Genomic DNA, 12,189 nt, shown 5'->3' with positions numbered 1-12,189 from the left:
GGGGAAAGGTTCCCCCACCTCTCGGGTGCGCGGTCTGCTCAGGGTGTCGGCGTACCCGATCCTGCTGGTCGCGGTGGTGTCGGTGGCGGCGGCGGCCCTGCGGTTCGGCTGGGAGCCGGACCGGGTGAGCCCGCTCTTCCTGATCGGTACCGTCTTCTATCTCACCGCTCTCGAGCGGCTGATTCCCCATCAGCGATCCTGGCATCCGAACGCCGACGAATGGCGCTGGTACGGCGTCTATTTCCTGCTCACGATCGCGTCCAGCGCCCTGGCCCAGTACCTGGTCACCGCGACCGTCTCCGCGCTGACCCCCGAGGAGCCCGTGCTCGCACTCTGGGAGGAAATCCCGACGGCTCTCCTGACGGGTTCACTGGCGAGCTATCTCGTGCACCGTCTCGGCCATAAGAACCCGATATTATGGCGGTTCCATGGAGTGCATCACGTACCGGAAAAGATCAATGTCGCCAATAATGGCGTCAATCACATCCTGGACATCGTGATCGCCCAGGGTTTTGTCCAACTGGCCCTGGCGCTGATCGGATTCTCGCGTGAATCCGTACTCGTCGTGGGATTGTTCGTGGCCGCCCAGGGGTATTTCGTCCACGCCAATATCGACGTACGCATCGGCCGGCTCAACCACGTCCTCGCCAGCCCCGAACAGCACCGCCTGCACCACAGCACCGATCTGTCGGAGGCGGGCCACTACGGCTCGGACCTGTCGATCTGGGACCACCTCTTCGACAGCTACACCTGGCGGCCCGGCCGGGAACCGGCCGCGATCGGACTCGCCGAGCCCGCGTCGTTCCCGCCGACCGGCGAGATCACCACCACCCTTCTCCACCCCTGGCGTCGCACGAAGAGAGCCGGGCCCGGTCCCGTCTGACCGCTCTTGCCCCTCTCGGACACCCGGACAGCCCTCCCGATCCCTGCCGTGCCCGGCGTCACGACTTGAGGAGTACGACCTTGCCCGACGTGAACAGTTCCTCTGTGCGCGACAAAGTAGCGATCATCGGCATGGGCTGCCGACTCCCAGGCGGTGCGTCCGACCACCGCACGTACTGGCAGAACCTCATGGAGGGCAAGGACTGCATCACACCGACGCCGGCCGACCGCTACGACGTCACGACGCTGGCCAGCAGGCACAAGGACAAGCCCGGACGCCTCGTCGGCGGCCGGGGCGGATACATCGACGGATTCGACGAGTTCGACCCCGGGTTCTTCGGCATCAGCCCGCGCGAGGCCGACCACATGGACCCGCAGCAGCGCAAGCTGCTGGAGGTGGCCTGGGAGGCACTGGAGGACGGCGGTCAGCGGCCCTCGGAGCTGGCCGGGAGCAACACGGCCGTCTTCGTCGGCGCGTTCACGCTCGACTACAAGATCCTCCAGTTCTCCGACCTGGACTTCGGCTCGCTGGCCGCGCACACCGCCACCGGCACCATGATGACGATGGTCTCCAACCGGCTCTCGTACTGCTTCGACTTCCGGGGGCCCAGCCTGTCGATCGACACGGCGTGCAGTTCCTCCCTGGTCGCGGTGCACCTCGCCTGCCGGAGCCTGCACCACCGTGAGACCGACCTCGCGCTGGCCGGCGGGGTCCTGCTGCACATGGCGCCCCAGTACACCATCGCCGAGACCAAGGGCGGGTTCCTGTCCTCCGGCGGCCGCTCCCGCACGTTCGACGCGGCCGCCGACGGCTACGTACGCGCGGAGGGCGTCGGCATGGTCGCCCTCAAGCGCCTCGACGACGCCCTGCGGGACGGCGATCCCGTCCACGCGGTGATCCTCGGCACGGGCGTCAACCAGGACGGGCGCACCAACGGCATCACCGTGCCCAGCGCGGATGCCCAGGTCCGGCTCATCCGGAGCGTCTGCGCCGGAGCCGGCATCACGCCCGGAGACCTCCAGTACGTGGAGGCGCACGGCACCTCGACACCGGTCGGCGACCCGATCGAGGCGAACGCGCTGAGCCGGGCACTGGCCGAGGGCCGCAGACCGGGTGACGCGTGCTACGTGGGGTCGGTCAAGACCAACATCGGGCACACCGAATCCGCCGCGGGCGTCGCCGGGCTCATCAAGGCCGTGCTCTGCCTCAAGCACCGCCGGATCCCGCCCCACATCAACCTGGAACGGATCAACCCGGCCGTGGACGCCGCCTCCGCGCCGTACCGTATCCCCACCGAACCGGCCGACTGGCCCGCGCACGAGGGCCCCGCACGCGCCGGAGTGAACTCCTTCGGGTTCGGCGGCACCAACGCGCACGTCGTCCTGGAGGAGGCACCCGAACGGGAAGCCCCGCCCACCGCGCGCGAGGAGCGCGCCTGGAACATCCTCCCGCTCAGCGCGAAGACCGCGGACACCCTGCCGGACGTGGCCGCGGGCATCCGTCGCGAGCTGGCGGGCACCCGAGGCCCGGCGGCGTCGCTGCCCGATCTCGCGTACACCCTCGCCCGGCGCCAGCACCTCGAAACCCGGCTCGGCGTCGTCTACTCCTCACCGGACGAGCTGGACGAGGGGCTCGCGGCCTTCCTCGGCGGCGAACCCCATCCCCGGGTCGTCCAGGGCAGACGTCTCGACGCCGAACAGTGCGGCCTGGTCTGGGTCTTCACCGGAATGGGCCCCCAATGGTGGGGCATGGGACGCCAACTGCTCCAGAGCGACGAGGCGTTCCGGGAGGCCGTCACCCGCTGCGACCGCGCGGTCCGCGAACTCGCCGGCTGGTCACTGATCGAGGAGATGACGGCCGACGAGGCCGATTCACGCATGGCCGAGACCTGGCTGGCCCAGCCGGCCAACTTCGCCCTCCAGATCGGGCTCGCGGCAATGTGGCGCCGGTACGGCGTGCGGCCCGACGCCATGGTCGGTCACAGCACCGGCGAGATCGCCGCCTTCTACGAGGCGGGTGTCTACACCCTGGACGACGCGGTGCGGATCGTCGTCCACCGCAGCCGGCTCCAGCAACTGCTGACCGGCACCGGCACCATGCTCGCCGTGAGCCTTCCCGAGAAGGAGGCGCAGACCCGGGCGGCCGTCTACGGGGACCGGGTGTCCGTGGCCGCGGTCAACAGCCCCTCGGCCGTCACCCTGGCCGGGGAACACGACGCCCTCGCCGAACTGGCGGAGGAACTGCGGGCGGAGCAGGTCTTCGCCAGGTTCCTGACCGTACAGGTGCCCTACCACAGCGCGGGGATGGAGGTGATCAAGGACGAACTGCTCGCCTCCCTGGCCGGGATCGAACCGCGCCCGGCGACCGTTCCGCTGTACCTCACCGGCCAGGACGGCACGGCACACGGCACCGAACTGGACGCCGGGTACTGGTGGAAGAACGTCCGCGACCGTGTCCGCTTCCGCTCGGCCGTGGACCGGCTCGCCGACGACGGCTACGGTCTGTTCCTGGAAATCGGTCCCCACCCGGTGCTGGGCCACTCCATCCGCGAATGCCTCCACGGCCGGGGAACCACCGCACGCACCCTTCCCTCGATCCGCCGCCGGGAGAACGAGCCGGAGCGCTTCGCCGCCTCGCTGGCGCAGTTGCACACCCTCGGCATCCGCATCGCCTGGGACGCCCTGCACCCCGCGGGCACTCCCGTGACCCTGCCCCGCTACCCGTGGAAGCGCGACCGCTACTGGACGGAGCCGGCCCCCGTCGCACGGGTCCGCCTCGGCCACGCCGACCATCCGCTGCTGGGCCGCCGCACCACACACCCCGAACCGACCTGGCACGCCGCGCTGGACACCGAGCGGCTGCCCTACCTCGACGACCACCGCATCCAGTCCACCGCCGTCTTCCCGGCGGCGGGCTATCTGGAGATGGCCATCCAGGCCGTCCGCGCCCTGACCGGCGGCACACACGCCGTGCTCACGGACATCGAACTCCGCAAGGCGCTCTTCCTGCCCGGGGGCGAGGAGCGGGCCGTACGCCTGACGCTCTCGCCGCGGAACGCCGCGTTCACGATCGCCTCGGCGGGAGAGGACGAGAACGCCCGCGCGGTGCACGCGAGCGGAGTCGTACGCTCCGGGCAGCCCCGCCCGCCCGGCCCCCCGGTCGACATCGAAGCCGTCGGCGCACGGATGCCGCGCCGGCTGGACGGCGAGGGCTGCTACGCCGGGCTCGCGGCCCTCGGGTACCACTACGGTCCCGCGTTCCGCGCCGTCGAGGAAGTGCGGATCGGCCACGGCGAGGTCCTCGCCCGGCTCCGCCCGCCCGCGGTGATCGGCGACGACGCGGCACGGCACCACATCCACCCCGTGCTGCTCGACGGATGCTTCCAGGCGCTGCTGACGACGCGGCTCCCCGGCGACGGCGCCGACCGTCAGGGCTCCGGCATCCGGCTGCCGCTGTCGATCGACGAGGTCCGCCTCGCCCCGGTCGGGGACCGGCCCTTCTGGGCGCACGCCACGGTGACCCGCGAGGACGCCGAGGAAATCGTCGGAGACATCGCCCTCTACGCGGACGACGGCGAACCGCTCGGGCGCATCGAGGGGTTCCGCGCGGCCGACGTGGAGAAGGCATCGACCGCGGTCGGCCTCGGCACCATCGACTCCTGGCTCGCCGAGACCGTCTGGACCGACCGGCCCCACACCGACGGGACGGAGAGCACGAACGGGAGCCCGGCCGGGCACGGGACCGCGAACACGCACGGGGACGCGGACGAGGAGAGGGCCGGTGCGGTCCCCGCCACCGGGGCCGGCTGGCTGGTGTTCGCCGACAGCCGCGGAGTCGGCGACGCCCTCGGCGCCCTCCTCACCGCGCGCGGCGAACGATGCCACCTCGTACGCCCGGGGGAGTCGTACCGGAGAGCGGACGACGGAAGGGAGTTCACCGTCGCCCCCGGCTCCGAAGAGGACCTGGAGCGGCTCCTCGCCGACCTGGACGAGGCCGAGGACGGCGAGAGCGGCGGCCGGACCGGAGCGGACGCCGCGGACGGACGCGGCGGCGCGACCCCGTACCCCGGCACCGTCGTGCACCTGTGGAACCTCGACCTGCCGCGCCTCGCCGACGTGACACGGCCGCACCTCGCACACCACCGCGACACCGGCGCCTACTCCCTGATCACGCTCGCCCGGATACTGCTGCGCCGCGAGGGCGGCGGACGGCTGCACATCGTGACCCGCGGCGCTCAACACGTCGAACCCGGCGAGGCGGTCGAGCCGCTGGGCGCGCCCGCATGGGGCGTCGGCCGGGTGCTCCGGCACCAGGAGCTGCTCACCCACCCCGGCAAGCTGATCGACCTGGACCCCCGTCCGCGGGAGGGCGGGGACGCCCGGACCGAGGCCGCGGCCCTCCTCAGGGAGATGCTCACCGACGACGAGGAGGAGATCGCCCTGCGCGGCCCCCGCCGCCTCACCAGCCGGGCACGGCGGGCCGATGGCCTGACCCGCCCGTTGCCGCTGAGTCTGCGCGCCGATGCGAACTACCTGGTCACCGGAGCCTTCGGAGCACTCGGCCGACTGCTGTGCCGGACCCTGGTGCGACGCGGGGCGCGCGGCCTCATCCTCATCGGACGCACCACGCTGCCGGAACGCACCGCCTGGCGGGACCTCGAACCCGACACCGCCGAGGGCCGCTCCGCCGCCTTCGTCAAGGAACTGGAGGCCCTCGGCGCACGCGTCGTCCTGGCACCGCTCGACATCACCGACGAGGCCGCGTTCACCACCTGGCTCGACGGCCACCGGCGCGCCGACCCGCTGCCGGTCCGCGGGGTGTTCCACCTGGCCGGGCAGGTCCGCGACACCCTCGTCGCGGACATGGACCACCGCACGTTCACCGACGCCCACGACCCCAAGGCCGTCGGCGCCTTCCTGCTCCACCGCCACCTGCGGGACGAACCCCTGGACCACTTCGTCCTGTTCGCCTCCGTCGCCTCCCTGCTGACCACCGCCGGCCAGACCAACTACGCCGCCGGAAACGCCTTCCTGGACGCACTGGCCCACCACCGCAGGGCACTCGGCCTGCCCGCCCTGAGCGTGGACTGGGGACCGTGGGCCACCGGCATGATCGAGGAGCTGGGGCTCGTCGGCCACTACCTCCACAGCCGCGGGATGAGTTCGCTCTCACCGGAGGCCGGCATGGCCGTCCTGGAGCGGGTCATCGGCCAGGACCGGGCACAACTGCTCGTCGCGACCGTCGTCGACTGGCCGGTGTTCCTGGACTGGTACGCCTCACCCCCCGCACTGGTGGCGGAACTGGCCGCGGGCGCCCGCGCGGACAGGGCCGAGTCGGGGGCGGGCGACGGCCTCCTCGACACCTTCCGCGAGGCGGATGCGGCCGGACGCCTGGCGTTGGTGACCAGCCGGTTCACCGCGGTCGCCGCCGCGGTGCTCCGGGTGGGGCCCGAGCAGATCGACCCGCAGTCGGGCCTCAACGCGCTGGGTCTCGACTCGCTCCTGGCGATGGAGCTCCGTGCCCGGCTCGGCGCCGAACTCGGCGTGGCCCCGCCCGTGGTGGCGCTGCTCAGCGGCACGACGGTCGGCGAACTGGTCGCACAACTCCACGACGGCCTCGCCGAAACGGTGGCGCCGGAGGACGGGGGCGGGGGCAGTGCGGCCGTAGAGGTGTTCGACGATGAGTTCCGCCACCCGCTGACGCAGAACCAGAAGGCCCTGTGGTTCCTCCGCCAGCTCAATCCCGAGGGCTACGCGTACAACATCGGCGGCGCCGTCGAGGTCCGGGCCGTCCTCGAACCGGACCTGATGTTCGAGGCCGTCCGTCACCTCGTCGCCCGCCACCCCGCGCTGCGGACCAACTTCCTCACGGTGGACGGCGTGCCCATGCAGCAGGTCTCGCCCGAGGGGAGCCCGGACCTCGCCCTGTTCGACGTGCAGGACCTGGAGTGGGAGGACATCCACAGCACGATCGTGGCCGAATACCGCAAACCGTACGACCTCGAACACGACTCGCTGTTCCGCTTCCGCCTCTTCAAGCGCGGCCCCGAACGCTGGGTGATCATGAAGGCGGTCCACCACATCATCTCCGACGCGATCTCGACGTTCACCTTCATCGAGGAACTCCTCGCGGTGTACGAAGGGCTGCGCCAGGGCCGGGTGCCCTCGCTGCCCCCGGTCACCGCCCGCTACCTGGACTTCCTCAACGCACAGAACCGGTTCCTGGCCGGGCCCGCCGCGCAGCGCATGCTCGACTACTGGCGAGCGCACCTGCCGCAGGAGGCGCCGGTCCTGGAACTGCCCACCGACCGGCCCCGCCCCGCCGTCCAGACCCACAACGGCGCCTCGGAGTTCTTCGTCCTGGACACGGCGCTCACCGCCCGCGTGCACGCCCTGGCCCGCCGGCACGACGTGACCCCGTTCATGGTGCTGCTCGGTGCCTACTACGTGCTGCTCCAGCGCTACTCCGGACAGGACCACGTCATCGTGGGCAGCCCGGTCACCGGTCGGACCGAGCAGGAGTTCGCCTCCGTCTACGGCTACTTCGTCAACCCGCTGCCGCTGCACGCGGACCTGTCCGGCGATCCGTCGGTCGCCGGACTGCTGCAACAGGTCCGCACCGCCGTGCTGGGCGGCCTGGACAACCAGGAGTATCCGTTCGTCCTGCTGGTCGACGAACTCGGGCTCCAGCACGACCCCAGCCGCTCCGCCGTGTTCCAGGCCATGTTCATCCTGCTGACACACAAGGTCGCCACCGAGAAGTACGGCTACCGGCTCGACTACATCGAACTTCCCGAGGAAGAAGGGCAGTTCGAGGTCACCCTGTCCGTCTACGAGGACGAGGCGGATCACCGGTTCCACTGCGTCCTCAAGTACAACACCGACCTGTTCGAGGCGGAGACGGTGCGGCGGATGGCGTCGCACTACACGAAGCTCGTCGACAGCATGACCCGGGCGGCGGCCGAACACCCCGTCACCCGGCTGGACATGCTCGGCGCCCGGGAACGCGAGCGGCTGGTCGGCGAGTGGAGCGGCGCCGACCGCCTCCCCACGCCATCGCAAGCGGGGGAGAGCGGGACCAGCGCGATCCGGCCGGTGCACGAACTGATCGGTGAGGCCGCCGACCGGTGCCCCGGCGCGGTCGCCGTCACCGTACCCGCACGTCACGGGCAGGCCCGTCGGCTGACCTACGCGGAACTGGCACTCCGTTCCGACCGGCTGGCGTCACGGCTGCGGGAGAACGGGGCCGGGGAAGGCACGACCGTGGCGCTGTGCCTCGACAAGTCGCCCGACCTCGTCGTGGCGCTTCTCGCGGTGCTCAAGACCGGCGCCTCCTACCTCCCGCTCCCGCCCGACCACCCCGCGGACCGCATCGCCGGAACCCTGCGGACCGCGGGGGCCGCCCTCGCCGTCGTCGCGGACGACACCGCCCGCAACCGGTTCGCGGGACTCCCGGCCAGGACCCTGACCCTGCGCGAACTGTACGAGGCACCGCCCGCGCCGCAGGAGTCCGCGCCCGGCGCCGCCCATCCGGTGGACCTCGACGCGCCCGCCTACGTCATCCACACCTCCGGCTCGACCGGGCTGCCCAAGGCCGTGCAGGTCAGCCACCGCAGCCTCGCCTCCGCATACCGGGCGTGGCTCGACGCGTACCGGCTCGACCGGGACGTGCGCGTGCACCTCCAGATGGCCGCCCCCTCGTTCGACGTCTTCACCGGGGACCTGGTCCGCGCGCTGTGCTCGGGCGGCACCCTCGTCCTCGTCGACCGCGACCTCCTCTTCGACACCGAGCGCCTCTACCGCACCATGCGCGAGGAACACGTCGACTGCGCCGAGTTCGTCCCCGCCGTCGTGCGCGGACTCATGGACCACTGCGAACGCGAGGGCCACCGAATCGACTTCATGCGTCTGCTGGTCGTCGGCTCCGACTCCTGGAAGGTGGGGGAGTACCGGCGGCTGCGCGACCTGTGCGGCCCGCACACCCGCCTGATCAACTCCTACGGGCTCACCGAGGCCACCATCGACAGCGCCTTCTACGAAGGCCCCGCGGGCGGCCTCGAACCCGGCCGGACCGTGCCCATCGGACGCCCCCTGCGCAACAGCACGCTCCACGTCCTCGACCGCCACGGCGAACCGGTGCCCCCCGGCGTCCCCGGCGAGCTGTGGATCGGCGGCGAAGGCGTCGCCCTCGGCTACGTCGGCGACCCCCGGCAGACGGCGGAACGCTTCGTGACCCGAACCCTCGACCGGGGACCGGACGCCGGCCCCGTACGCCTCTACCGCACCGGGGACGCGGCACGGTGGGACACCGACGGCGTCGTCCACCTGCTCGGGCGCGTGGACGGGCAGATCAAACTCCGCGGCCACCGCATCGAGACCGGCGAGATCGAGACCCACCTCGCCCGATGGCCCCAACTGGCCCGCGCGGTCGTCACCGTGCGCGCCGACGCGCGGGGGGAGGACCTGCTCTGCGCGTACTGCGTACCGATGCCCGGAGCGGAACTCGACCGGCGCGCGCTGCGCCGGCACCTCGCGGACCTGCTGCCCACCCACATGATCCCCGCGCACTTCGTCGTCCTGCCCGAACTTCCGCTGACCGCCAACGGAAAGGTCGACCTCACCGGCCTTCCCGAACCCCGGCCCGACACCGCCGGGGAGCCGGAGAAGACCCCCGGCACACCGTTCGAGGTGAGCATGGCCCGGCACTGGAAAGAACTGCTCGGTCTCGAACGGGTCGGTCCGGCCCACGAGTTCTTCGAGACGGGCGGCAGCTCCATCAAACTGATCGAACTCATCCACCGCCTCCGGCAGGAGTTCGGCGTGGGCATCCCCGTCAGCCTGCTGTACCGGGTCACCACCCTGCAGGGCATGGCCGCGACGGTGGAACGGCTCGCCACCGGCGGCCTCGAAGACGATCTGCCCTGTCTGGACTTCAACACCGACCGGGAGAGGACGCTGTTCTGCTTCCCGCCGGCCGGCGGCCACGGGCTCGTCTACCGGTCGTTCGCCGCCCGCCTGCCCGAACACCGGCTGATCGCCTTCAACTACGTCCCCGGCGAGGACAAGACCTCCCGCTACGCCGACCTCGTCGAGTCCACGCAGCCGGAAGGGGGCGTCCGGCTGCTCGGCTACTCCCTCGGCGGCAACCTCGCCTTCGAGGTGGCCAAGGAACTCGAAGCCCGTGGACGCGAGGTCACCCACGTGATCGTCCTGGACTCGCACCGCGTCACCGAACCCTACGTCCCCGGCCCCGAACACCTTGAGGTCTTCGAGGCGGAACTGGCCGGACACCTGCTCAAGCACACGGGATCGGAGAGCGTCGCCCGAGAGACCCTGGACCAGGCCGCGGAGTACCTGGCCTTCTGCGGCCGCCACCCGAACCTCGGCACGGTCTCCGCGACCGTCGGCGTCGTCACGGACGAGGAGAAGACCGCCCTCTACTCCTCCGACGCGCGCGGCACCTGGCACGGCAGCTCCACCACGGCCACCACCGTGCTCCGCGGCTCCGGGATCCACGCCGACATGCTCGACCCCAAGCACGCGGCCCGCAACGCCGACCTCGTGCGCGGCATCCTCCAGGAGGGTGGCGGCCATGGCCGGTGACACGGAGGACGCATGGGGCCGCGACGGGCGCGCGGCGGACGGCGCGCCCCGGGTCATCGTCGTCGGCGCCGGCGTCGCCGGACTGTCCACCGGGTGCTACGCGCAGATGAACGGCATGAGGTCGCGCATCTTCGAGAAGCACGTGCTGCCCGGCGGCTGCTGCACCGCGTGGTCGCGCGACGGCTACATCTTCGACTACTGCATCGAATGGCTGATCGGTACGGCCGCAGGCAACGAAGCCCACCAGATCTGGCGGGAACTGGGCGCACTCGACGGCAAGACCATCACCAACTTCGAGATGTTCAACCGGGTCGTCGACGAGACCGGCCGGTCCGTGGTCTTCTACAACGACCCGGACCGGCTGGAGAAGCACCTGCTCGAACTGTCGCCCGCCGACGCCCGCCCGATCCGCTCGTTCTGCCGCGACCTGCGGCGGTTCACCGCCATCGAGCTGTACCCGTTCCTGACCGCCCCCGCCTTGCGGACCCTGCGCGAAAGAGCCGCGACGCTGCGCACCGTCCTGCCCGCGTTCCGCCTCTTCTGGCGAACCGCCTCCACCCCGATGCACGAGTGCGCCGACCGGTTCCAGGACCCGCTGCTGCGCCGGGCGTTCCGCAACATCTTCTTCCAGGACCCCGAGGGCTTCCCCGTACTGCCCTACCTGTTCAACATGGCGAGCGCACACCACCTCAACGCGGGCTTCCCCCAGGGAGGCTCGCTGGGCCTGGCCCGGTCGATCGAGGAGCGGTACAAGGGCCTGGGCGGCGAGATCGGCTACCGGGCACGGGTCGAGAGGATCCTGGTCGAGGACGGACGCGCCGTCGGCGTCGAACTGCGCAACGGCAGGCGGTACTACGCCGACCACGTCGTCGCCGCCTGCGACGGCCACACCACCGTCCACGGCCTCCTCCAAGGCCGGTACACCGGACCCCGCATCGACAAGCTGTACAACGACCTGCTGCATCGCCGGGGCACCCTCTTCCCCGCCGTGGTCTCCGCCTTCGTCGGGCTGAAAGGTGAGCCGGGAGACGACCGGGCGCACAGCACCACCTACCTGCTCACCCCGGAGGACGCGGCCCGACTGCCCGGGGCGCTCCAGAGCAGTCTCGTGGTCCAGTTGCGCTCCCGCTACTCGGACGGATTCGCCCCGCCCGGCCACTCGGTGGTCCACTGCACCTACTTCAGCGACTTCGCCCACTGGAAGGAACTGCGCGCCGCCGACCGCAAGGCGTACCGTGCCCAGAAGCACCAGGTCGCCGCATTCGTCCGGGGCTTCTTGGAACGCCGGATGCCCGGCACGGCCGACCGCATCGAACTCGTCGACATCGCCACCCCGGCGACGACCCGCCGCTACACGGGCAACCACGACGGATCGATCCTCGCCTGGAAGGCGTTCTCCGAGGCCGACGACATCGCGGCCGAACTGGTCGGCAAGGACCGGATGCGGCTGCCCGGCCTGCGTGGCTTCTCCATGGCCGGGCAGTGGGTGGGCCTGGGCGGTCTCATCCGCGCCGCGTCGAGCGGTCGCTTCGTCGTCCAGTACCTCTGCGACGAGCTGGGACGCCCCTTCACCGCGTACGAGAGCCCGGGCGGTGAGCCCTGGCATCCGGGGAAGCTGGGCCGGCTGCCCCAGCTCGACCGATGGTCCACCCGCGGGGACACCCGCACATGAACACCGAGGAGAGCACGCGCGTGTCGCGTTCC

The 12,189-nt window shown here is 71.3% G+C and carries 3 protein-coding genes; all 3 read left to right on the top strand.

All coding sequences use genetic code 11. The features are described from left to right. Nucleotides 1-34: 34 nt before the first annotated feature. The 3 genes from ACIHCL_RS10075 (at nucleotide 35) to ACIHCL_RS10065 (ending at nucleotide 12,157) form a co-directional block, all read left to right on the top strand. Nucleotides 35-883: a sterol desaturase family protein gene (locus tag ACIHCL_RS10075; RefSeq protein WP_399859808.1), complete on the top strand. Its 849-nt coding sequence runs from the start codon at nucleotides 35-37 to the stop codon at nucleotides 881-883. Between the two features lie 80 nt (nucleotides 884-963). Continuing rightward, complete coding sequence (locus ACIHCL_RS10070) at nucleotides 964-10,485, top strand: amino acid adenylation domain-containing protein (RefSeq protein WP_399859247.1); 9,522 nt, start codon at nucleotides 964-966, stop codon at nucleotides 10,483-10,485. Further along, nucleotides 10,475-12,157, top strand: a complete 1,683-nt coding sequence (locus ACIHCL_RS10065) for a phytoene desaturase family protein (protein WP_399859244.1) — start codon at nucleotides 10,475-10,477, stop codon at nucleotides 12,155-12,157. The genes ACIHCL_RS10070 and ACIHCL_RS10065 overlap by 11 nt, the downstream gene beginning before the upstream one ends. The last annotated feature ends 32 nt before the right edge of the window (nucleotides 12,158-12,189 follow it).

Source organism: Streptomyces sp. NPDC052042 (genome assembly GCF_044548345.1).
Lineage (GTDB): Bacteria > Actinomycetota > Actinomycetes > Streptomycetales > Streptomycetaceae > Streptomyces.
Note: the sequence above shows the minus strand (reverse complement) of the source record. Positions and strands in the feature narration are given on the sequence as shown.

Coding starts and splice junctions, on each gene's coding strand:
- ACIHCL_RS10065 (WP_399859244.1), top strand. CDS start 10,475: ATGGCCGGTGACACGGAGGACGCATGGGGCCGCGACGGGCGCGCGGCG.